Source organism: Streptomyces sp. NBC_00986 (assembly GCF_045162565.1).
Taxonomy (GTDB): Bacteria; Actinomycetota; Actinomycetes; order Streptomycetales; family Streptomycetaceae; genus Streptomyces.
The window spans coordinates 2,823,193-2,845,025 of the sequence record NZ_CP108733.1 but is presented as its reverse complement, the minus strand read 5'-3'; the positions used below and the strand labels follow the sequence as shown (position 1 = coordinate 2,845,025).

20 protein-coding genes are annotated in these 21,833 nt (G+C 71.1%); 15 read left to right on the top strand and 5 right to left on the bottom strand.

Going from position 1 to position 21,833, the window contains the following annotated elements; translation table 11 throughout:
• Window positions 1–23: 23 nt before the first annotated feature.
• Together aceB and OG504_RS12400 are read right to left on the bottom strand one after the other, a co-directional pair.
• On the bottom strand, window positions 24–1,646 hold the full coding sequence (gene aceB / locus OG504_RS12405) for a malate synthase A (RefSeq protein WP_405989863.1): 1,623 nt from the start codon (window positions 1,644–1,646) through the stop codon (window positions 24–26).
• A 183-nt stretch (window positions 1,647–1,829) separates the two neighbouring features.
• Window positions 1,830–2,429, bottom strand: coding sequence for an NTP transferase domain-containing protein (locus OG504_RS12400; RefSeq protein WP_405989862.1), 600 nt, complete (start codon window positions 2,427–2,429; stop codon window positions 1,830–1,832).
• 190 nt (window positions 2,430–2,619) lie between these two features.
• Here OG504_RS12400 and OG504_RS12395 point away from each other — a divergent pair, with 190 nt between their 5' ends.
• Entirely contained in the window at window positions 2,620–2,940 is a 321-nt protein-coding gene (locus tag OG504_RS12395) for a DUF5955 family protein (protein WP_405989861.1), read from the top strand.
• 1 nt (window position 2,941) lies between these two features.
• On the opposite strand, the gene OG504_RS12390 is transcribed toward OG504_RS12395, so the two are convergent.
• Both OG504_RS12390 and OG504_RS12385 read right to left on the bottom strand, forming a co-directional pair.
• Window positions 2,942–3,640 carry a DUF6304 family protein gene (locus OG504_RS12390; protein ID WP_405989860.1) on the bottom strand — a complete coding sequence of 233 codons (699 nt, stop codon included), beginning with the start codon at window positions 3,638–3,640 and terminating at the stop codon, window positions 2,942–2,944.
• Window positions 3,637–4,431, bottom strand: coding sequence for an IclR family transcriptional regulator (locus tag OG504_RS12385; protein WP_398998553.1), 795 nt, complete (start codon window positions 4,429–4,431; stop codon window positions 3,637–3,639). Before OG504_RS12385 ends, OG504_RS12390 begins: the two co-directional genes overlap by 4 nt.
• Before the next feature lie 296 nt (window positions 4,432–4,727).
• Here OG504_RS12385 and allB point away from each other — a divergent pair, with 296 nt between their 5' ends.
• The 10 genes from allB to OG504_RS12335 all read left to right on the top strand — a co-directional run bounded on the left by allB (window position 4,728) and on the right by OG504_RS12335 (window position 14,984).
• The gene (allB, locus tag OG504_RS12380) at window positions 4,728–6,065 is read left to right on the top strand and encodes an allantoinase AllB (RefSeq protein WP_405989859.1); all 1,338 of its coding nucleotides are present in this window, start codon (window positions 4,728–4,730) and stop codon (window positions 6,063–6,065) included.
• A 224-nt stretch (window positions 6,066–6,289) separates the two neighbouring features.
• Window positions 6,290–7,405 carry an allantoicase gene (gene alc / locus OG504_RS12375; protein WP_405989858.1) on the top strand — a complete coding sequence of 372 codons (1,116 nt, stop codon included), beginning with the start codon at window positions 6,290–6,292 and terminating at the stop codon, window positions 7,403–7,405.
• A 113-nt stretch (window positions 7,406–7,518) separates the two neighbouring features.
• On the top strand, window positions 7,519–8,340 hold the full coding sequence (locus tag OG504_RS12370) for an AIM24 family protein (protein ID WP_405989857.1): 822 nt from the start codon (window positions 7,519–7,521) through the stop codon (window positions 8,338–8,340).
• A gap of 158 nt (window positions 8,341–8,498) precedes the next feature.
• Window positions 8,499–9,131: a dihydrofolate reductase family protein gene (locus tag OG504_RS12365; RefSeq protein WP_405989856.1), complete on the top strand. Its 633-nt coding sequence runs from the start codon at window positions 8,499–8,501 to the stop codon at window positions 9,129–9,131.
• Between the two features lie 91 nt (window positions 9,132–9,222).
• Entirely contained in the window at window positions 9,223–10,128 is a 906-nt protein-coding gene (locus tag OG504_RS12360; RefSeq protein WP_405996315.1) for a DMT family transporter, read from the top strand.
• Window positions 10,129–10,213: 85 nt separating this feature from the next.
• Entirely contained in the window at window positions 10,214–10,603 is a 390-nt protein-coding gene (locus OG504_RS12355; protein ID WP_398998565.1) for a ribonuclease domain-containing protein, read from the top strand.
• A gap of 170 nt (window positions 10,604–10,773) precedes the next feature.
• A complete protein-coding gene (locus tag OG504_RS12350) occupies window positions 10,774–12,021 on the top strand; it encodes a sensor histidine kinase (protein ID WP_405989855.1) in 1,248 nt (415 codons plus the stop codon).
• 450 nt (window positions 12,022–12,471) lie between these two features.
• On the top strand, window positions 12,472–13,152 hold the full coding sequence (locus tag OG504_RS12345) for a response regulator (protein WP_405989854.1): 681 nt from the start codon (window positions 12,472–12,474) through the stop codon (window positions 13,150–13,152).
• A gap of 65 nt (window positions 13,153–13,217) precedes the next feature.
• Window positions 13,218–14,402: a cytochrome P450 gene (locus OG504_RS12340; protein ID WP_405989853.1), complete on the top strand. Its 1,185-nt coding sequence runs from the start codon at window positions 13,218–13,220 to the stop codon at window positions 14,400–14,402.
• Window positions 14,403–14,585: 183 nt separating this feature from the next.
• Window positions 14,586–14,984, top strand: coding sequence for a PaaI family thioesterase (locus OG504_RS12335; RefSeq protein WP_405996314.1), 399 nt, complete (start codon window positions 14,586–14,588; stop codon window positions 14,982–14,984).
• A gap of 49 nt (window positions 14,985–15,033) precedes the next feature.
• Here the strand turns inward: OG504_RS12335 and OG504_RS12330 are convergent, their stop codons facing one another.
• On the bottom strand, window positions 15,034–16,050 hold the full coding sequence (locus OG504_RS12330; protein WP_405989852.1) for a Gfo/Idh/MocA family oxidoreductase: 1,017 nt from the start codon (window positions 16,048–16,050) through the stop codon (window positions 15,034–15,036).
• Window positions 16,051–16,180: 130 nt separating this feature from the next.
• Here OG504_RS12330 and OG504_RS12325 point away from each other — a divergent pair, with 130 nt between their 5' ends.
• From OG504_RS12325 to OG504_RS12310, 4 genes are all read left to right on the top strand, one after another.
• Entirely contained in the window at window positions 16,181–16,918 is a 738-nt protein-coding gene (locus tag OG504_RS12325) for a GntR family transcriptional regulator (RefSeq protein WP_405996313.1), read from the top strand.
• 228 nt (window positions 16,919–17,146) lie between these two features.
• A complete protein-coding gene (locus OG504_RS12320) occupies window positions 17,147–18,295 on the top strand; it encodes an ROK family glucokinase (protein WP_366311778.1) in 1,149 nt (382 codons plus the stop codon).
• Window positions 18,292–18,873, top strand: a complete 582-nt coding sequence (locus tag OG504_RS12315) for a sugar kinase (RefSeq protein WP_405989851.1) — start codon at window positions 18,292–18,294, stop codon at window positions 18,871–18,873. Before OG504_RS12320 ends, OG504_RS12315 begins: the two co-directional genes overlap by 4 nt.
• Before the next feature lie 97 nt (window positions 18,874–18,970).
• Window positions 18,971–21,805 carry a DEAD/DEAH box helicase gene (locus tag OG504_RS12310; RefSeq protein ID WP_405989850.1) on the top strand — a complete coding sequence of 945 codons (2,835 nt, stop codon included), beginning with the start codon at window positions 18,971–18,973 and terminating at the stop codon, window positions 21,803–21,805.
• The last annotated feature ends 28 nt before the right edge of the window (window positions 21,806–21,833 follow it).

Genomic DNA, 21,833 nt, shown 5'->3' with positions numbered 1-21,833 from the left:
CTTCGCCTGACGCCTGTTGGGGGTCAGCCCTTGAGCTGCTCGTACGCCGGCAGCGTCAGGAAGTCCGCGTAGTTGTCGTCGAGCGCGACCTCCAGGAGGAGGTCGTGGGCCTGCTGCCAGTGGCCCGCGGCGAAGGCGTCCGCGCCGATCTCCGCGCGGATGTTCTCCAGCTCCTCGGCGGCAACCTTGCGCGCCAGCTCGGGAGTTGCCTTCTCGCCGTTCTCGAACTCGACGCCCGCGTTGATCCACTGCCAGATCTGCGAGCGCGAGATCTCGGCGGTGGCCGCGTCCTCCATCAGGTTGAAGATGGCGACCGCACCGAGCCCGCGCAACCACGCCTCGATGTAACGGATGCCCACCTGAACGGCGTTGACGAGTCCGGGGTACGTCGGCTTCGCGTGCAGCGAGTCCACGGCGATCAGGTCGGCCGCCTTGACGTCGACGTCCTCGCGCAGCCGGTCCTTCTGGTTCGGCCTGTCGCCGAGCACCGCGTCGAAGGAGGCCATGGCGATCGGAACCAGGTCCGGGTGGGCCACCCACGACCCGTCGAAACCGTCCCCGGCCTCACGGTCCTTGTCCGCCTTGACCTTCTCGAAGGCGACCTTGTTGACCGCCTCGTCACGGCGGGACGGGATGAACGCCGCCATGCCGCCGATCGCGTGCGCTCCGCGCTTGTGGCAGGTGCGGACGAGGAGTTCGGTGTACGCCCGCATGAACGGGGCTGTCATCGTGACCGCGTTGCGGTCCGGGAGGACGAACTTGGGCCCGCCGTCACGGAAGTTCTTCACGATGGAGAACAGGTAGTCCCAGCGTCCCGCGTTCAACCCCGAGGCGTGGTCGCGGAGTTCGTAGAGGATCTCCTCCATCTCGTACGCGGCGGTGATCGTCTCGATCAGCACGGTCGCGCGGACGGTGCCCTGCGGGACGCCGACGTAGTCCTGCGCGAAGACGAACACGTCGTTCCACAGCCGGGCCTCGAGGTGCGACTCGGTCTTCGGGAGGTAGAAGTACGGGCCCTTGCCCAGGTCCAGCAGCCGCTGCGCGTTGTGGAAGAAGTACAGCCCGAAGTCCACGAAGGCGCCCGGGACTTGCTCACCGTCCACCAGGAGGTGCCGCTCGTTGAGGTGCCAGCCGCGCGGCCGCATGACCACGGTCGCCAGCTCGTCCTCGGCCTTCAGGGCGTACGACTTACCGGAGTTGGGGTCCGTGAAGTCGATCGCGCGAGTGTAGGCGTCGATCAGGTTGAGCTGGCCCGTGACGACGTTCTCCCACGTCGGCGCGGAGGCGTCCTCGAAGTCCGCGAGCCAGATCCTCGCGCCCGAGTTGAGGGCGTTGATCGTCATCTTGCGGTCGGTGGGGCCGGTGATCTCGACGCGCCGGTCGTTCAGGGCGGCGGGGGAGGGGGCCACCTTCCAGGAGTCGTCGGCGCGGATCGCGGCGGTCTCCGGGAGGAAGTCGAGGGTGGAGGTGCGGGCGATCTCCGCGCGGCGCTCGGCCCGGCGGGCGAGGAGTCCGGCTCGGCGGGGCGTGAACCGGCGGTGCAGCTCGGCCACGAAGGCGAGGGCCTCATCGGTGAGGACCTCGTCCTGCCGGGGCAGGGGCTCGGCGTCGACGATGACCGGCGAGGACGGCGCTGGTGCGGACATGAACTGTCACTTCCTTCAGCGTGGCACCGGGTGCCAGGTGACCCGGGTAGGGCTGGGAGCACCCGAGGGGCCGTCGGGCGCTTCTGAACAGTGGATACTAGTTTCCTCATCGTGGAAGTTCAATGGTTTGTTGACGTCGAGATTCTCCGGATCGAGCGAAAGTGGCGCTCAGTGCCACTCCGCTCACTCAAGGTGGACGAGATCCGCCTCAGTGTCGATGTCGTACGGCTCCGCCGCATCCCCGCACTCGACGAGCCTGACCGCGTCCGCGTGCGCCTTGAGGTACGCCCGCGCCCCCCGGTCCCCGGTCGCGCTCTCGGCGATCCCGGCCCAGTGCGCGGACCCGAACAGCACCGGATGGCCGCGTACCCCGTCGTAGGCGGCCGAGACGAGGGAGTCCGCATCCGTGAACCCGGCCAGCACGCGCGCGACCGCCTCTGCGCCGATCCCGGGCTGATCTACGAGCGAGACCAGTGCCGCCCGCGCCCCCGTACCCGCGAGCGAGTCGAGCCCGGCCCGCAGCGAGGACCCCATCCCCTGCTCCCACTCCGGGTTCTCCACGAGCACGCATCCGGCCAGTTCCGCCTGCTCCCGTACGGCGTCGGCGCCCGCCCCCAGGACCACGTGGACGCGGGTGAGACCGGCCGTGCGCAGGACCCCGACCGCGTGCTCCACGAGGGGCCGCCCCCGGTGCCGTAGCAGCGCCTTGGGCCGCCCGCCGAGCCTCCGGCCGCCGCCCGCGGCGAGCAGCAGCCCGGCGACCTGGTCTTCGTTTCGCGTCATGCCTCCTGCATACCTGACGCGGCGGCGACCGGACGGAATCCTCCTACTTAATTTCGGTCCATGGAGTGGCGCGCGCCGCACCGGGTGGCGTTTACTGGCCCGCGTCCCTCGGCGCCCGACCAGTGTTGCGGGGTGCGCGCGGCGGGATCACAAAGTTCTTGCGCACGAAGACGTGCGAGGGGGGAGAGCTGTGTTGCGGAGCTTGGGGCAGAGGTCATTGACCGGCAGCGACGAGGATCCGAGGGTGGCGGAACTGCGGACCGCGGTGTCCCGGTTGCGCCGCGAACTGGCCGCGCATCCGGCCGAGTTCCCCGACCGTGTCATCGCCGAGGACGAACTCGCGGCGCTGGCCGCGATGACCATCGACGGTATCCCCGAAATCCCGCGCCTGCGCCGCTCGTTGCTCCTCATCGCCGGCGCGATCGGCTCGGTGAGCGCTCTTGCGCGGGGCCTGACGGACGTACGCAACGCCGTGGACCTGTTCGGTCAACCTCGGGGCGGGCAGGGCTAGTTCACGGCCACCGGCGCGCCGGGAACGCTCCTCGGTAGCCCGAGTCCCCGGCCCGGTCCTCGAACTCCTCGCACAGCCAGGTCTCCTGGACGGACTCGGTGTGTTCCTGCCAGGTCGTGAAGATGCCCCGCGGGCCGTGCTTGCCGTCGACCTGACGGTAGAGGTCCTTGGCGTCACGGAAGCACGCGAGCGCGGCCATCAGTCCGTGGCCGGCGGGGTGGTAGTCGGACCAGGCGCACGAGACGCACGCCTTGAGTCGCGAGCCCGGCGGCAGGCGGCGCTGGACTTCGTTCAGCGCGTCCTCGAAGTCGTCATGGCCTTCTGCGCTGCGGTACTCGCGCCCGTCCAGGCGCAGGGTCGTGGTCAGCGTCTCCGCGTCCAGCCCCCTGCCGGGTCCGGCCGGGTCCCCGAGCCGCAACGCGCAGTCCAGCACCGCCGTACGCACGCCCTGCCCCTCGACCGCGACGGACAACGGCACCTCCCACTCCAGCAGGCAGGAGCACAACGCCCCGTCGAAGAAGGCGAACGGCGCCTCCGGGGGGCCGCCGCCGAGCGCGCCGAGGTCGTCCATGCTGTCGCCCTCGAAGCGGACGCCCCGGATCGTCGTACGGATCGACTCCCGACCGTCCGACTCGAAGACGACGGCCTCGTCGCCGTGCCGGTCGGTGTACCGGCCCGGCCAGAACCGCCCGGCGCTCACGCGGGGTTCTGGCTGGCCAGTGCCTCCGACAGTTCGCCGGCCACCTGCTGGAGCACCGGCACGATCTTGTCGGTCGCCGACTCGGTGACCCGGCCCGCCGGGCCCGAGATCGAAATCGCGGCGGCGGTGGGGGAGTTGGGCACGGAGACGGCGAGGCAGCGCACCCCGATCTCCTGCTCGTTGTCGTCGATCGCGTAGCCGAGGCGGCGCACGTCCGCCAGCGCAGCGAGGAAACCGTCCGGCGTGGTGATCGTCTTCTCGGTCGCGGCGGGCATGCCGGTCCGGGCGAGCAGCGCGCGCACCTCGTTGTCCGGGGTGTTGGCGAGCAGGGCCTTGCCGACGCCGGTGGAGTGCGGCAGGACGCGCCGGCCGACCTCGGTGAACATGCGCATCGAGTGCTTGGACGGGACCTGCGCGACGTACACGATCTCGTCGCCGTCGAGCAGTGCCATGTTCGCCGTCTCGCCGGTCTCCTCGACCAGCCGCGCGAGATAGGGACGCGCCCAGGTGCCGAGCAGCCGGGACGCGGACTCGCCGAGGCGGATCAGGCGCGGGCCGAGCGCGTACCGACGGTTCGCCTGCTGACGGACGTAACCGCAGACCACGAGCGTGCGCATCAGGCGGTGGATGGTGGGGAGCGGCAGGCCGCTGCTCGCGGAGAGCTCGCTCAGGCCGACCTCGCCGCCCGCGTCGGCCATCCGCTCCAGCAGGTCGAAGGCGCGCTCGAGGGACTGGACACCACCCGTGGCGGACTTGGTGGAGTCGGTGCTGCTCACGCTGGACGGCGGCACGGCGCGTTCCTTTCGGCACGGGCGGGAAGGGCTGAAGCCTACCCGGGGGTCGGTTGACTCCCCGCCTGTGCGTAGCTACGTTCTGCTTGCCGGAAGTTTAATTCCGCTTTGTGGAAACGTCCAGAGTGTGCGCGTGAGGCGCATCGTGGAGATGTGTGCCCTTGACGGTACGGGAGCGGGAGTGAAGACTCCTTCAACAGAACGTTGAATTCCGTTACGTGGACGTAAATCCCGTTTCCCGGAAGTAACGGAAGCGACGACGGCGGAAGCGATGACGGCGGCAGAGAGGGGTCCGGGTGTCCGACGCTGAACTGGTGGTGCGCTCCACACGTGTCATCACTCCCGAGGGGACACGCGCGGCGGCGGTCGCGGTCGCCGGGGGGAAGATCACGGCTGTCCTCCCGTACGACGCCCAAGTCCCGTCCGGAGCACGGTTCGAGGACTTCGGCGACGACGTCCTGCTGCCCGGCCTGGTCGACACCCATGTGCATGTGAACGACCCCGGCCGTACCCACTGGGAGGGCTTCTGGACCGCCACGCGCGCGGCGGCGGCCGGCGGCATCACCACCCTGATCGACATGCCGCTCAACTCCCTCCCGCCGACGACGACGGTCGACAACCTCCGTACGAAGCAGCAAGTCGCCGCGGAGAAGGCCCACATGGACGTCGGCTTCTGGGGCGGCGCCCTGCCCGACAACGTCAAGGACCTGCGCCCGCTGCACGACGCCGGCGTCTTCGGCTTCAAGGCGTTCCTGTCCCCGTCCGGCGTGGACGAGTTCCCGCACCTCGACCAGGACCAACTCGCCCTGTCCCTGGCCGAGATCGCCGGATTCGACGGCCTTCTCATCGTCCATGCGGAGGACCCGCACCACCTCGAAGTCGCCCCGCAGCAGGGCGGCCCCAAGTACGCCGACTTCCTCGCGAGCCGCCCGCGCGACGCCGAGGACACGGCCATCGCGGGGCTGATCGCGCAGGCGAAGCGCCTCAACGCGCGCGTGCATGTCCTGCACTTGTCCTCGTCGGACGCGCTGCCGCTGATCGCGGCCGCCAAGGCCGAGGGCGTCCGTATAACGGTGGAGACGTGCCCCCACTACCTCACCCTGACGGCGGAGGAAGTCCCGGACGGGGCAAGCGAGTTCAAGTGCTGCCCGCCCATCCGGGAGTCCGCCAACCAGGACCTCCTGTGGCAGGCACTGGCCGACGGCACGATCGACTGCGTGGTGACGGACCACTCACCGTCCACGGCCGACCTGAAGACCGACGACTTCGCCACCGCGTGGGGCGGTATCTCCGGCCTCCAGCTGAGCCTCTCGGCGGTGTGGACGGAGGCCCGCAGGCGCGGCCACGACCTCACGGACGTCGTCCGCTGGATGTCCTCAAGGACCGCACAGCTGGCGGGACTTGACCAGAAGGGCGCCATCGAGGCGGGCCGCGACGCCGACTTCGCGGTCCTCGCCCCCGACGAGACGTTCACCGTCGACCCGGCGGCCCTCCAACACCGCAACCGCGTCACGGCGTACGCGGGCAAGACCCTCACCGGCGTCGTCAAGTCGACCTGGCTGCGCGGCGAACGCATCGTGCTGGACGGCGAGTTCACCGACCCGAAAGGTCAACTCCTGGTCCGGCGGCCCTGATCCGGCTCTCCGCACCCCCCGCAGCGGCCCACTTCTGAGAGGCGGACCAGTAGTGACGACTCCAGCTAGACCCTCAGCAGGGCTGTCGGGTCGACCCGGCCGCCCGGCGAACGCATCGTGCCGGACGGCGAGTTCACCGAGCCGAAGGGCCAGCTCCTGACCCGTACCCCCTGATTCACCCCACCGCACCCGCAGCGGCCCACTCCCGAAAGGCAGACACAGCAGTGACGGCGATTCCCAGTTTCACCGGCGACGCGAACCCCTACGGAGGCGGTGACCCGTACGCGGACTACCGCACGGCCGACTTCCCCTTCACCCAGTACGCCAACCTCGCCGACCGGCAGCTCGGCGCCGGTGTGATCGCCGCCAACGACGAGTTCTTCGCCCAGCGCGAGAACCTCCTCGTGCCCGGGCCCGCCGAATTCGACCCCGAGCACTTCGGCCACAAGGGCAAGATCATGGACGGCTGGGAGACCCGCCGCCGCCGCGGAGCCTCGGCCGAACACCCCTGGCCGACGGCGGAGGACCACGACTGGGCGCTGGTCCGCCTGGGCGCACCGGGAGTCATCAGGGGCATCGTGGTCGACACGGCCCACTTCCGCGGCAACTACCCGCAGGCGGTGTCGGTCGAGGGCACCTCCCTCCCGGGCTCCCCGTCTCCCGAGGACCTCCTCGCCGACGACGTGAAGTGGACGTCCCTGGTCCCGCGCACACCGGTCGGCGGCCACGCGGCGAACGGCTTCGCCATAGCCACCGAGCAACGCTTCACCCACGTCCGCGTCAACCAGCACCCCGACGGCGGCATCGCCCGCCTGCGGGTCTACGGCGAGGTCGTCCCCGACCCCAACTGGCTCGCGGCGCTGGGCACGTTCGACGTCGTCGCCCTGGAGAACGGCGGCGGCGCCGAGGACGCCTCCAACCTCTTCTACTCACCCGCGAGCAACACCATCCAGCCCGGCCGCTCCCGGAAGATGGACGACGGCTGGGAGACCCGCCGCCGCCGCGACCAGGGCAACGACTGGATCCGCTACCGCCTGGCCGCCCAGTCCCAGATCCGTGCCCTCGAGATCGACACGGCGTACCTGAAGGGCAACAGCGCGGGCTGGGCGTCGGTGTCGGTACGGGACGGCGAGACCGGCGACTGGACGGAAATCCTCCCGCGCACCCGCCTCCAGCCCGACACGAACCACCGCTTCGTCCTCCCGACCCCGGCGATCGGGACGCACGCACGCGTGGACATCTATCCCGACGGCGGGATCTCGCGGCTGCGGCTGTTCGGCTCGCTGACCGAGCAAGGGGCATCGGCACTGGCCGCCCGGCATCAGGAACTGGGCGGCTGACGCACGCTGCCACACGCCGGACGGGCTGATTTTCGGCCCGCCCGGCGTTTCTCCAACGCAGGCCGCCACACCCCACCCGGAACCGAGACGGCCACCCGCTACGTTCTCCTCTCGTGACCCTTCAGCAAGAGATCGTCGGCAACGCCATGCAGATGGCGGTCGTCAACCTGAACCCCGGCCAGACCGTGTACTGCGAGGCCGGAAAGTTCCTCTTCAAGACGACGAACGTGACCATGGAGACCCGCCTCGGCGGATCGTCGAGCGGCGGCCAGCAACAGGGCGCCGGTGGCGCGGGTGGCAGCGGCATGGGTGGCATGCTCCGGCAGGCCATGGGGACGGCCATGCAGGTCGGTCAGCGCGCACTCGCCGGTGAGTCGCTGGCGTTCCAGTACTTCACCTCCCAGGGCGGCGAGGGCACCGTCGGCTTCGCGGGCGTGCTCCCCGGTGAGATGCGCGCCCTGGAGCTGGACGGCACGCGCGCGTGGTTCGCGGAGAAGGACGCCTTCGTCGCGGCCGAGTCCAGCGTCCAGTTCGGCATCGCCTTCCAGGGCGGCCGTACCGGCATGAGCGGCGGCGAGGGCTTCGTCCTGGAGAAGTTCACCGGGCACGGCACGGTGATCATCGCCGGCGCGGGCAACTTCATCGACCTGAACCCGGCCGACTTCGGCGGCCGCATCGAGGTCGACACGGGCTGCCTCGTCGCCTTCGAGGAGGGCGTCCAGTACGGCGTCCAGCGCATCGGCGGCCTCAACCGCCAGGGCCTGATGAACGCCGTGTTCGGCGGCGAGGGCCTGTCCCTGGCCACCCTGGAGGGCAACGGCCGCGTCATCCTCCAGTCCCTCACCATCGAGAGCCTCGCCAAGGCCCTGAAGAAGGCCCAGGGCGGCGACAAGCAGGGCCCGACGGGCGGCATGTTCTCGACCCACGCCGGGTGAGAAGCCGTAGCGAGGACCGAGGGAAGCCGTGGCGGAGACCGAGACAAGCCGTAGCGGAGACAGAGAGATGCCGAAGCGAGGACCGATGAGTTGCGGGGGCCCGCGGGGTCTGAGCTGATGACACCATCCGCTCCCGCAGCAGGAAGCAGGCACCCGACATGGGCAAGCTCGTCTCCACTCTCTTCGTCACCCTCGACGGCGTCTACCAGGGCCCCGGTGGCCCCGAGGAGGACACCCGCGGCGGCTTCGAGCACGGCGGCTGGAGTTTCGTCTACGGTGACGACGACTTCGGCCGGTTCGTGGTCGAGGTCTTCGACCGCTCCGGCGCGTATCTGCTCGGCCGCCGTACGTACGACATCTTCGCCGGGTACTGGCCGGACAAGACCGACCCCGCCGACCCGATCGCCGCCAAGCTGAACGCCCTGCCTAAGTACGTCGCCTCGTCGACCCTCACCGACCCCTCCTGGGCCGGCACCACCGTTCTCGGCGGCGACCTCGCCAAGGAGGTCACCGACCTCAAGGAGCGCACCGAGGGCGAACTCCAGGTGCACGGCAGCGGCGCCCTCGTCCGCTCCCTCCTCGCGCTCGGCCTCGTCGACACGCTCCACCTGGTGACCTTCCCGGTCGTGCTCGGCAGCGGCCTGCGCCTGTTCCCCGAGGGCACCGAGCCCATGGCCTTCCGGCACACGGGCGGGCGCGTCACCAGCACCGGCGTCTCCATCCAGTCGTACGACCTGGCGGGCCGCCCGACCTACGGCTCGTACGCGGACGCCGATGCGGAAAACGCCTAGTCAGCCGGGGGTCGCGCCGGTACGGTGATCGTTCCGTGTGGCAGCCGCCGATGTCTCCACCCCTTCGTCGGAGACCGGGAGAGCCGCCCTCATGTCCTCGATCGCCGTACCGCGCACCGCCCTGCCCCGCCGGGCCTGGCTCACCGACCTGCCCGTCCTGCTGGTCGCGGTGGTCTGGGGCGCCAGCTATCTCGCGTCCAAGGACATCACCACGGCCCGCACGGTCCTCGCCGTCCTGGTCCTGCGCTTCGCCCTCGTCCTGCCCGTCCTCGCGGTCGTGGGCCACCGCTCGCTGCGCGCCCTGACGGCCGCCCAGTGGCGCGGCGCGGCCCTCCTCGGGCTGATCCTCGCCGGGATCTTCCTCCTGGAGACCTACGGAGTCGTCCACACCTCGGCGACCAACGCGGGCCTCATCATCAGCCTCACCATGATCTTCACCCCGCTCGCCGAGGCCGCCGTGACCCGCACCCGGCCCTCCCGAGCCTTCCTCGGCGCGGCGGCCCTGTCCGTGCTCGGCGTGCTGCTGCTGACCCAGGGCGCCGGCTTCTCCCGCCCCTCCCTCGGCGACCTCCTCATGCTGCTCGCGGCGCTGGCCCGCACCCTGCACGTGCTCGCCATGTCCCGCACCACGTCGGTCCAGGGCGCGGACGCGCTGCCTCTTACCACCGTCCAACTCGCCACCGCCGTCGCGGTGTTCGCGATCCTGTCGACCGGCGCCGACACCACACCGTGGGAAACGGCCGCCGACTTCGGGCCACGCGAGTGGGCCGGGCTGCTGTTCCTGTCCGTGTTCTGCACCCTGTTCGCCTTCTTCGTGCAGATGTGGGCCGTACGCCGGACCTCGCCCTCCCGGGTCAGCCTGCTGCTCGGCACCGAGCCGCTGTGGGCCGCCGCGGCGGGTATCGCGCTGGGCGGGGAACGGCTCGGCGCGTTCGGGCTGGCAGGCGGTGTGCTCGTACTTGTGGGGACCGCGTGGGGGCGCGGGGCCGCACGTTAACTCCCGGAAAACTCATCGGACTTGACGGGAAAATCTGCAGAGTTGTCATTGACATGCCACTGTCTACGCGCGTCATCATGGAGCCATGAGATTCCCCCCACGCGCCACTCGCATCGGAGCCGCAGCCGCTCTCCTGTCCGCCCTCGTCGTGGGCGGCACCGTCGCCACCGTGACCCCGGCGGCCGCCGCGGTCGGCAGCATCTGCTACAGCGACCTGCCCTCCCAGGCCTACGACACGCTCGACCTGATCGCGTCGAACGGTCCCTTCCCCTACTCGCAGGACGGTGTCGTCTTCCGGAACCAGGAAGGAGTCCTGCCCTCGCAGTCGTCGGGCTACTACCACGAGTACACGGTCAAGACGCCCGGCTCCTCTACGCGCGGAGCCCGCCGCATCGTCACCGGTGAGAAGTCCCAGGAGGACTACTACACCTCGGACCACTACGTCACGTTCGACCTGATCAACTTCGGCTGCTGAGCCGAACGACCGGCTGCACCACTGCTCGCCCCTCGCCCCGCGGCTCCCCCCACGATCATGGGCCGCGGGGCGAGGCATGTCCGCCGAAAGTCTGTGATGGCGCGACTTTGGTCGCCGTTCCCCCGCACGGGGTGGGTGACCGGGCCCGGTGCCGCATAGATTTGTCGACCGTGACCGGAGACAGGACCGCGAAGGTGCCGCAGGCGTTCGCGGGGCGCCGATGGCTGCTGCCGTCCGCCGTGGCCGACGAACTCGACCCCGACGTCGAACGGCGCGGGCGGCCCCGCCGTACCGCCCGCGACTGGGTCGTCGACACCTGCTGCTTCCTGCTGGCCGTGGGCATCGGACTCGCGGCCGCGCAGACCCTCGACAGCGACGCCGCGACCCCGCACTCCCTCGCCGTCGTGGACCAGTTCTTCGGGGTCCTCGCCTGCGGCGCGGTGTGGCTGCGCCGTCGTTGGCCGGTCGGGCTCGCGGTCGCGATGGTCCCCGTCGGCTTCGTGTCGAACACGGCGGGCGGCGCCGCCATGGTCGCGGTGTTCACGCTCGCAGTGCACCGCCCCTTCCGCTACGTCGCCTGGATCGGCGGCGTCCAACTCGCCCTGGCCCCGCTGTTCTTCTGGCTGCGACCGGACCCCGACCTGCCGTACGCCGGTGCGGTCGTCTTCACCGAACTGCTCACCCTCACCGTCATCGGCTGGGGCATGTTCGTCCGCTCCAAGCGGCAGCTCATGCTCAGCCTGCGCGACCGCGCCCGGCGCGCCGAGACGGAGGCGGAGCTGCGCGCCGAGCAGGCCCAGCGGCTAGCCCGCGAGGCCATCGCCCGCGAGATGCACGACGTGCTCGCCCATCGGCTGACGCTGCTGAGCGTGCACGCGGGCGCGCTGGAGTTCCGCCCGGACGCGCCCCGCGAGGAGGTCGCGCGGGCGGCCGGTGTCATCAGGGAGAGCGCCCACGAGGCCCTCCAGGACCTTCGGGAGATCATCGGTGTCCTGCGCGCGGGCGAGCCCGACGACACGGGCCGCCCGCAGCCCACGCTCGGCGCCCTGGACGCGCTGGTCACCGAGTCCCGCGAGGCCGGCATGAAGGTCACCCTCGCCAACCGGGTCACCGACCCCGCCACGGTCCCCGCCTCGGTCGGCCGCACCGCCTACCGCATCGCCCAGGAGGCCCTCACCAACGCCCGCAAACACGCCCCGGGCACGGAGGTCACGGTGACGGTCACCGGCACCCCGGGCGACGGCCTGGTGATCGCCGTGCACAACCCGCCCCCGGAGGGCGCGGTGCCCCATGTCCCGGGTTCCGGCCAGGGGTTGATCGGGCTGACCGAGCGGGCGACGCTGGCGGGGGGACGGTTGGAGCACGGTCCGGGGGAGGGCGGGGGGTTCCGGGTGCGGGCTTGGCTGCCGTGGGGGTGAGTCCCGTTCGGCGCTACGGGTAACTCCCGTACTGGGCAAGGGGGATGGAGGCCGCTTCCGGACAGGCACCGCACCCGTGTCCCGCTGCCTGTCTGCGAACCGGGGGTGTGTCGGGGGAGTGCGGTGGGGGAGTGCGGGCCGCGCGGCCGGTCCGCTCCGGCGCAGTTCACCCGGACTCTGGCCAACTCGCCGGCTCCACCGAGATGTTGGCGTGGGACAGCGGCCGGCGCGCAGAGTGCCCGGGGTGCTGCCGTGGAGTACCGGTCGCGCTCACGTGCCGCCGCCCCGGAGACGTTCCCCCGAGGATCACTCCGCTCGCGGTGTCGACGGCACGGCCGCCCGCCTCGGCGTGGGCGGCGAGGACGTGCGCACGCCTCCTCGGGCACCCCGCCCGGCCGGGCGCCGCAGACCGCGCCACCACCCGCCGCGTCGCCGTGGTTACGTAGCCCCATGACTGCGATCAGACTGCTCCTCGTCGACGACGACCCGCTGGTGCGGGCCGGGCTGTCCTTCATGATGGGTGGCGCCGCCGACATCGAGATCGTCGGCGAGGCCGCGGACGGCAGTGAGGTCGAGGAGCTCGTCGACCGCGTCCACCCGGACGTCGTCCTCATGGACATCCGCATGCCGTCGGTCGACGGGCTGACGGCGACGGAGCGGTTGCGTGTCCGAGGCGACGCGCCCCAGATCGTCGTCCTCACCACCTTCCACGCCGACGAACAGGTGCTACGGGCCCTCCGCGCGGGTGCCGCCGGATTCGTCCTCAAGGACACCCCGCCCGCCGAGATCCTCGACGCCGTACGCCGGGTCGCGGCCGGCGATCCCGTGCTGTCGCCCGCGGTCACCCGCCAGTTGATGGAGCACGCGGCGGGCACCGCCACCGACACCCGTCGGGCACGCGCGCGTGAACGCATCGCCGCCCTGGGAGACCGCGAACGCGAAGTTGCCGTCGCGGTCGGCCAGGGCCTCGCCAACGCCGAGATCGCCACCCGCCTCTTCATGAGCGTCGCCACCGTGAAGACCCACGTCTCGCGCATCCTGGCCAAGCTCGACCTCAACAACCGTGTGCAGATCGCCTTGTTGGCGTACGACGCGGGTCTGCTCGAAGAGGACGGGGAGAGCGGGCACTAGCGGCTGCCGTCGTCCGTTCTCACTGCACTGGGAGACCTCGGGGGATCGACCAGGAGGGGGCAGGGATGACGGAAGTGATCGATCTGGGGGAGTTCGGCGAGGAGTTCCGGCGGGACCCGCACCAGGTGTACGCCATGCTGCGGAAGTCGGGCCCGGTGCACCGCGTGCGGCTGCCGGCGCCGGACGCGCACCATGTGACCTGGCTGATCGTGGGGTACGAGGAAGCGCGCTCGGCGCTCACGGACCCGAGGCTGGCCAAGGACGGCGGCAAGATCGGGGTGACGTTCCTCGACGAGGAGCTGATCGGCAGGTACCTGCTGATCACCGACCCGCCGGACCACACCCGCCTGCGCGGGCTGATCACCCGCTCGTTCACGATGCGCCGGGTCGAGGAAATGCGCCCGCGCGTCCAGCAGATCACCGACGGCCTGCTCGACGCCATGCTGCCGTCCGGCCGCGCCGACCTCGTCGAGTCGCTCTCCTACCCGCTGCCGATCACCGTGATCTGCGAGCTTCTGGGTGTGCCCGAGCTGGACCGCGCGGAGTTCCGCAAACTGTCCACGGAGGCGGTGGCGCCCACCAGTTCGGGCACCGAGTACGACGCGTTCGTACGGCTCGCCGAGTATTTCGCCGACCTGATCGAGGACAAGCGGTGCGCGGGCCCGGGCGACGACCTGCTCAGCGACCTGATCCGCACCACCGCCGAGGACGGCGACCGGCTCTCCCCGCAGGAACTGCGGGGCATGGCCTTCATCCTGCTCATCGCCGGTCATGAGACCACCGTCAACCTCCTCACCAGCGGCGTCCACGCCCTGCTCGTCCACCCGGACCAACTCGCCGCCCTGCGCGCCGACATGACCCTGCTCGACGGCGCGATCGAGGAGATGCTGCGCTACGAGGGCCCGGTGGAGAACGGCACGTTCCGGTTCGCCGCGGAGCCCCTGGAGATCGCCGGCACCTCGGTGGAGCGGGGCGATCCGGTCATGGTCGGCCTGACCGCCGCCGACCGCGACGGGGTCCGCTTTCCGGCCCCGGACCGCTTCGACATCCGCCGCGATGCCCGCGGCCACCTCGCCTTCGGCCACGGCATCCACTACTGCCTCGGAGCCCCCTTGGCCCGCCTCGAAGCCCGCACGGCGATACGCACCCTGCTGGAGCGCGCCCCCGCCCTCACCCTGGACGGCCCGCCCGGCGACTGGCTCCCGGGCATGCTGATGCGCGGGATGCGCGCGCTGCCGGTGCGCTGGTAGAACGGCTGCACGGGGCGGCCGTAGCGACGGCGGAGCCCTGAAGGCCGTAGCAACAGCAACCCCGGCAGCAACTGCCGTGGCCGCAGCGGTCGTTGAAGTCGCAGCAGCCGTGACAGCCGTAGCAGCCGTGGACCCTGTTGGAGGCCCGCCCTCGTGACCGCAATCGCCGAGTTCGACCTGACCATGGCCCGGAAGGCGCTGGAGAGTCAGCCCTTCAGCAGGCTGATCGGTGCGCGGCTGAGCGCCTTCGGGGACGGCATCGCCACGCTGGAGATCGACATCAGGGGGGACCTGCACCAGCAGAACGGCTTCGTGCACGGCGGAGTCCTCGCCTACGCCGCCGACAACGCGCTCACCTTCGCCGGCGGCACGGCACTGGGCCCCGCGGTCCTCACCGGCGGCCTCTCCATCCAGTACGTCCGCCCGGCCACGGGCCGCATCCTGCGCGCCCACGCGGAGGTCGTCCAGGCCGGCCGCCGCCAGGCCGTCGTCCGCTGCGACGTCCTCACGGTCGCCGACGACGGCACGGAGTCCCTCTGCGCGGTCGCCCAGGGCACGGTGCTGGCGGTCCGTACGTCCTGAGCGCCCCCTGAAGTGACTGAGGACGGACCACCGCCTGCGAAACGACTGCTCAGCTGTAGGGGAAGGCGCCCGCGATCTCCGCGAGGCGGACGGGTCTGTGTTCGCGTCTGGACACTTCGCAGGCCTCGGCGATACGCAGCGCCTGGAGGGCCTCGCGGCCGTCGCACGGGTTGGTGCGCTGGCCGACGACGACCTCCACGAAGGCGATCAACTCGGCCTCGTAGGCGGGCCCGAAGCGCTCCAGGAAGCCGGTCCAGGGTTTGGTCGCGGCCGGGGGACCGGTCGGCTCGGTGGAGGCGATGGGCGTGCGGTCGTCCAGGCCGACGACGACCTGGTCGAGTTCGCCGGCCAGCTCCATCCGGACGTCGTAGCCCGCCCCGTTCAGGCGCGCGGCCGTCGTCGTGGCCAGCGTGCCGTCGTCCAGGGTGAGGACCGCCGCGGCCGTGTCGATGTCACCGGCCTCGCGGAACATCGCGGGACCGGCGTCCGAACCGGTCGCGTACACGTCGACGACCTCGCGCCCGGTCACCCAGCGCAGCATGTCGAAGTCGTGGATCAGGGTGTCCCGGTACAGCCCGCCGGAGATCGGCAGATAGGCGGCCGGGGGAGGCGTCTGGTCTGAGGTCGTCGCGCGGACGGTGTGCAGCCGTCCCAGCCGCCCCGATCGCACGGCCTCCCGGGCACCCGTGTAGCCCGCGTCGAACCGGCGCTGGAACCCCATCTGGAGGATCGTTCCCGCCGTCTCGACCTCGGCGATCGCCTGCAACGAGCCCGGCAGGTCAAGGGCGATGGGCTTCTCGCAGAACACCGGGAGCCCGGACCGTGCCGCTCTCCCGATTAATTCGGCGTGCGCCGACGTCGCCGTAGTGATCACCACGGCGTCCACGCCCCACTTGAAGATCTCCTCCGTGCTCGGTGCCGCCGTTTCCCCCAGCCGGTTCGCCAGCTCCTGGGCCCGTGCCGGGTCCACGTCCGTGAGGATCAGCGAACCGACCTCGCGATGACGGCTGAGCGTCCTGGCATGGATGGTCCCGATGCGGCCCGTACCGATGACTCCGATGCGCATGGGAACAAACTGGGGGCCGACCAGGCGCGCTGTCAATGCGTATGTCCGGACAATCGAACTACATCACTTCCCGTCAACCATTCACACAGCTACGCTCGGCCCCGTGCCGAAACCAGATGTGGACCCGACAGTGCCGCTCGAGCTCAGCGTGGACCGGAGCAGCCCGGTGCCGTTGTACTTCCAGCTGTCCCAGCAGCTGGAGGCCGCGATCGAACACGGCTCGCTCACCCCCGGCAGTCTGCTGGGCAACGAGATCGAACTGGCGGCCCGGCTCGGCCTGTCCCGGCCCACCGTCCGCCAGGCCATCCAGTCACTGGTCGACAAGGGCCTCCTGGTGCGCCGGCGGGGCGTCGGCACGCAGGTCGTGCACAGCCAGGTGAAGCGCCCGCTGGAACTCAGCAGCCTCTTCGACGACCTGGAGGCGGCCGGGCAGCGCCCCGCCACGAAGGTCCTCGTCAACAGTGTCGTGACGGCCTCCGCCGAGGTCGCGGCTGCACTCGGCGTGGCCGAGGACAGCGACGTGCACCGCATCGACCGGCTGCGCCTCGCGCACGGCGAGCCGATGGCCTACCTGTCCAACCACCTGCCGCTCGGCCTCCTCGACCTCGACACCGCGCAGCTGGAGGCCACCGGCCTGTACCGGATGATGCGCACCGCCGGCATCACCCTGCACAGCGCCCGCCAGTCCATCGGCGCCCGCGGCGCCACGGCGGAGGAGGCCGAACGCCTCGCCGAACCCGAGGGCGCCCCGCTCCTCACCATGCAGCGCACGACGTTCGACGACACGGGGCGCGCGGTGGAGTTCGGCAGCCATACCTACCGGCCGACGCGTTACTCGTTCGAGTTCCAGCTCCTGGTACGTCCCTGAGTGCACGGCTTCGCCCGCGTTGTTCGTCATAATGTCCGGACAATTAGACGGGTGTCCTCGCTGATATCGGGCTTTCATGATTTCTGTGCCGAGTTGGAGGGTGCCCCTTTTCAGGGGCGCGGGGAACTACGCGACCAGCCACGACGCACCCGCACAGAACAACAATCCGTACCCCCTTCACGCCCCCGCACAGCACCCCCGGTCACGGTGAGGCAGAATCGGGCCTTGATGAGCACCTACGGCAACTTCAGCGCCCCTATAGGCTCCCGGCGTGCCCCCGCACTGAGGACGGTCGGCACCCGCGAGCGGAGGTCGCACCTCACGGCCCCCCGCGTGCCCACCGTCGGCATCGACATCGGCGGCACCAAGGTCATGGCGGGCGTCGTGGACGCCGACGGCAACATCCTGGAGAAGCTCCGCACGGAGACCCCGGACAAGTCCAAGAGCCCCAAGGTCGTCGAGGACACCATCGTCGAACTGGTCCTGGACCTGTCCGACCGGCACGACGTGCACGCCGTCGGCATCGGCGCGGCCGGCTGGGTCGACGCCGACCGCAACCGCGTCCTGTTCGCCCCCCACCTGTCGTGGCGGAACGAGCCCCTCAGGGACCGCATTACGAGCAGGCTCTCCGTGCCGGTCCTGGTGGACAACGACGCGAACACCGCCGCCTGGGCGGAGTGGCGCTTCGGCGCGGGGCGCGGCGAGGACCACCTCGTCATGATCACGCTCGGCACCGGCATCGGCGGCGCGATCCTGGAGGACGGCCAGGTCAAGCGCGGCAAGTACGGCGTCGCCGGCGAGTTCGGCCATATGCAGGTCGTGCCCGGCGGCCACCGCTGCGCTTGCGGCAACCGCGGCTGCTGGGAGCAGTACAGCTCCGGGAACGCGCTGGTCAGAGAGGCGCGCGAGCTGGCCGCTGCCGACTCCCCGGTGGCGTACGGGATCATCGAGCACGTCAAGGGCAACATCGGCGACATCACCGGGCCGATGATCACCGAGCTGGCCCGCGAGGGCGACGCGATGTGCATCGAGCTGCTCCAGGACATCGGTCAGTGGCTCGGCGTCGGTATCGCCAACCTCGCCGCCGCCCTCGACCCGTCCTGCTTCGTGATCGGCGGCGGTGTCTCGGCCGCCGACGACCTGCTGATCGGCCCCGCGCGGGACGCGTTCAAGCGCCAGCTCACCGGCCGCGGCTACCGCCCCGAGGCCCGCATAGTGCGCGCCCAGCTCGGCCCCGAGGCCGGCATGGTCGGCGCCGCCGACCTCGCCCGGCTGGTCGCCCGCCGCTTCCGCCGCGCCAAGCGCCGCCGGGTCGAGCGGTACGAACGCTACGAGCGGTTCGCCGAGTTCCGCCGCGGCAGCCAGGACACGGCATGATCGCATCGCTGCCGCGTCAGACCACGCCCCGGGACGAGCCGCCCCGACCACCCGAGGATCCCCGCCACAAGGCCCGCCGCCGGGCGATCACCCTGCTCATCATCGTGCTGCTCATCGGCGTACCGGCCGTCTATCTGGCGATCTCCGCGAACCAGAGCCGCAACAGCGGCAAGGACAAGGAGTACAAGTACTCGGCGACCGGGCTCACCGTGGGCTGGCCCTCCAAGGTGCAGCGGCGCCTCTACCAGGTACCGGTCCCGCACCCGGCGGAGAAGGTCGCCTTCTACGAGACCAACAACTGGAAGACCAGTCGCCTCTACGTCCAGTTCGAGACCACCGACGCGGGCCTGGACACCTTCCTCGCCGGGATAGACGTCGACCGGAAGACGCTGAAGAAGGGCGACATCACCATCAGCGCCCGCGACCAGAAGATCACCGGCTGGAAGTTCACCGGCCCCGGCCCCTGGTGGGGCGTCGTCAACAAGCAGAAGGACCCTGCCCCCACCCAGGACATCGTGGTGAACCTGTCCGACCCCAAGCTCCCCATGGTCTACGTCGTCTCCCGCACGGTTCCCTAGCAGGTGGCCCCGGCCGGTCGCCGGGGCCGATTGTCAGACCCCGCCCGTAGAGTCGAAGACAGCTGACACGACACACGGGCGGGAGGTGGCAGGACGTATGACGGACACGGCGATCACGGAGCAGATCTCCGTACGACTGGCCGCGGTCTTCCTGCCGTCCCCGGTCGTCCCGCGCGAGGGCCGCATCGCCTTCTGGGACCCCGACGGCGAGCGCGCACTCCCTGAAGCGGAAGTGGGCGTGGAACAGACCGAGTTGACCGTCGTACGACGACAGGGTGCCGCAGTCCGCCGCAGGTCCGCCCCCGCGCTGACCCTGCCGATCGAAGCGGCCCTGCCCCTGCTCGTGCGCGCCCGCCGTGACCCCGCCGCCCATCCCGCCACGGCCTGCTGGGGCGCCGCCGCCCTGCACGCGCTACGGCTCGCGGCCCGCGGCCGACTGCTTCCCGGGCTCACGGCCTCGGGTCACGACGCCTGGCGCGCGGGCCCGCTGGAGCCGGAGGACATCGCGCACGTCCGCGCGGTCGCGGCGGCCCTGCCGTACGAGGGCCACGCTGTCCCGCTGCCAGGGCCCGGCCCGCTCCGGCTGCCCGAGCCCGAGGCGCTGATGCGGTCCTTCCTGGACGCCGTCGCGGACACCCTGCCCCGTACCCCGGCCGCGCCGTACACCTCCGGGATGCCTTTCGCGGCCCGCGCACCGCAGCGGCTGCGCGACGCCCAGGACTGGGCCGCGGAGGTCGCCGCCGGCATGGACGCGGGCGTGCGGATCTCGCTCCGCCTGGACCTGTCGGCGTACGACCTGTTCGACGACGGCGGGCGGGTGCGCAGCGCGGGTGCGGCGATCGTTCAGGTGCACAGCCTCGCCGACCCGACCCTCGTGGTCGACGCGGCGGCCCTGTGGGCGGGCACGGCGGACACCGCCTTCGGGCCCCGCGCGCGCGTGGACGCCGCGTTGGCCGTACGGCGGGCCGCGCGCGTGTGGCCCCCGCTGGACCGCCTCTCCGAGCTGGACGTGCCCGATGTACTGACCCTGTCCGAGGAGGAGCTGGGCGAGCTGCTCGGCATGGCGGCCACGCGGCTCGCGGCGGCCGGGGTCGCCGTCCACTGGCCCCGGGACCTGGCACAGGACCTGACGGCAGCGGCCGTGGTGCGGTCGGCGCCGGGCTCGGCGACCGACGGCACGGGCTTCTTCGAGAGCGAGGAACTGCTCCAGTTCCGCTGGCAGTTGGCGCTCGGCGGCGACCCGCTCACCGAGGCCGAGATGGACATGCTGGCCGAGGCCCACCGCCCGGTCGTACGCCTGCGGGACCAGTGGGTGCTGGTCGACCCGGCCCTCGTCCGCAAGGCCCGCAAACGCGAACTCGGCCTGCTCGACCCGGTCGACGCGTTGTCCGCCGCGCTCACCGGCACGGCGGAGGTCGACGGCGAGCGGGTGGAGGCGGTCCCGGTCGGCGCGCTGGCGACCCTGCGCGACCGCTTGACGACAGGCATCCAGCCCGCCGAACCACCCCAGGGCCTGGACGCCACCCTCCGGGACTACCAACTCCGGGGCCTGGCCTGGCTGGACCTCATGACCTCCCTCGGTCTGGGCGGCTGCCTGGCCGACGACATGGGCCTCGGCAAGACGATCACCCTCATCGCCCTCCACCTGCGGCGGGCCCACCGCCACCCCACCCTCGTGGTCTGCCCCGCCTCCCTCCTGGGCAACTGGCAGCGGGAGATCACCCGCTTCGCCCCCGGGGTCCCCGTCCGCCGCTTCCACGGCGCGGACCGCACGCTGGAGGACCTGACCGGCGGGTTCGTCCTCACGACGTACGGCACGATGCGCTCGGCCGCACCCACGTTGGCCCAACAACCGTGGGGCATGGTCGTCGCGGACGAGGCACAGCACGTCAAGAACCCGTACTCGGCGACGGCGAAGGCCCTGCGCACGATCCCGACGCCCGCGCGCGTGGCGTTGACCGGCACCCCGGTGGAGAACAACCTCTCCGAACTCTGGGCCCTGCTGGACTGGACGACCCCCGGACTCCTCGGCCCCCTGAAGTCCTTCCGCGCCCGGCACGCGCGTGCCGTGGAGAACGGTGAGGATGAGGAGGCGGTGACCCGGCTCGCCCGCCTGGTCCGCCCGTTCCTGCTGCGGCGCAAGAAGTCCGACCCGGGCATCGTCCCCGAACTGCCGCCCAAGACGGAGACGGACCACCCGGTCCCGCTCACCCGCGAACAGGCCTCGCTGTACGAGGCGGTGGTGCGGGAGTCGATGCTGGTGATCGAGACGACGGAGGGCATCGCGCGCAGGGGCCTGGTCCTGAAGCTCCTCACCTCCCTCAAACAGATCTGCGACCACCCCGCGCTGTACCTGAAGGAGGACCACGCGGCAGCGCAGTCCACCGGAGACCGCCTCGCCACCCGCTCCGGCAAACTCGCCCTGCTGGACGAGCTGTTGGACACGCTGCTGTCCGAGGACGGCTCCGCGATCGTCTTCACGCAGTACGTCGGCATGGCCCGCCTCATCACCGCCCACCTGTCGGCCCGCGCGGTCCCGGTGGAACTGCTCCACGGCGGCACACCGGTCCCCGAGCGGGAGCGCATGGTGGACCGCTTCCAGGCCGGTGCGACCCCGGTCCTGGTCCTCTCCCTGAAGGCGGCGGGCACCGGTCTGAACCTCACCCGCGCGGGCCACGTCGTCCACTTCGACCGCTGGTGGAACCCGGCCGTCGAGGAACAGGCCACCGACCGCGCCTACCGCATCGGCCAGACCCAGCCCGTCCAGGTCCACCGCCTCATCACCGAGGGCACGGTCGAGGACCGCATCGCCGAAATGCTCGAATCCAAGCGGGCGTTGGCAGACGCGATCCTCGGCTCCGGGGAGTCGTCGTTGACCGAGCTGTCGGACCGGGATCTGTCGGACCTGGTGTCGTTGCGGAGGTCGTCGTGACGGAGGGTGAAGAGAGTCCTGCGGATGT

Excerpts from the sequence above, each read along its gene's own strand:
- OG504_RS12365 (WP_405989856.1), top strand. The coding sequence starts at position 8,499 with ATGGGCAAGCTCGTCTCCACTCTCTTCGTCACCCTCGACGGCGTCTAC.
- OG504_RS12310 (WP_405989850.1), top strand. The coding sequence starts at position 18,971 with ATGACGGACACGGCGATCACGGAGCAGATCTCCGTACGACTGGCCGCG.
- OG504_RS12360 (WP_405996315.1), top strand. The coding sequence starts at position 9,223 with ATGTCCTCGATCGCCGTACCGCGCACCGCCCTGCCCCGCCGGGCCTGG.
- OG504_RS12340 (WP_405989853.1), top strand. The coding sequence starts at position 13,218 with ATGACGGAAGTGATCGATCTGGGGGAGTTCGGCGAGGAGTTCCGGCGG.
- OG504_RS12320 (WP_366311778.1), top strand. The coding sequence starts at position 17,147 with ATGAGCACCTACGGCAACTTCAGCGCCCCTATAGGCTCCCGGCGTGCC.
- OG504_RS12330 (WP_405989852.1), bottom strand. The coding sequence starts at position 16,050 with ATGCGCATCGGAGTCATCGGTACGGGCCGCATCGGGACCATCCATGCC.
- OG504_RS12345 (WP_405989854.1), top strand. The coding sequence starts at position 12,472 with ATGACTGCGATCAGACTGCTCCTCGTCGACGACGACCCGCTGGTGCGG.
- aceB (WP_405989863.1), bottom strand. The coding sequence starts at position 1,646 with ATGTCCGCACCAGCGCCGTCCTCGCCGGTCATCGTCGACGCCGAGCCC.
- OG504_RS12355 (WP_398998565.1), top strand. The coding sequence starts at position 10,214 with ATGAGATTCCCCCCACGCGCCACTCGCATCGGAGCCGCAGCCGCTCTC.
- OG504_RS12335 (WP_405996314.1), top strand. The coding sequence starts at position 14,586 with ATGGCCCGGAAGGCGCTGGAGAGTCAGCCCTTCAGCAGGCTGATCGGT.
- OG504_RS12400 (WP_405989862.1), bottom strand. The coding sequence starts at position 2,429 with ATGACGCGAAACGAAGACCAGGTCGCCGGGCTGCTGCTCGCCGCGGGC.
- OG504_RS12315 (WP_405989851.1), top strand. The coding sequence starts at position 18,292 with ATGATCGCATCGCTGCCGCGTCAGACCACGCCCCGGGACGAGCCGCCC.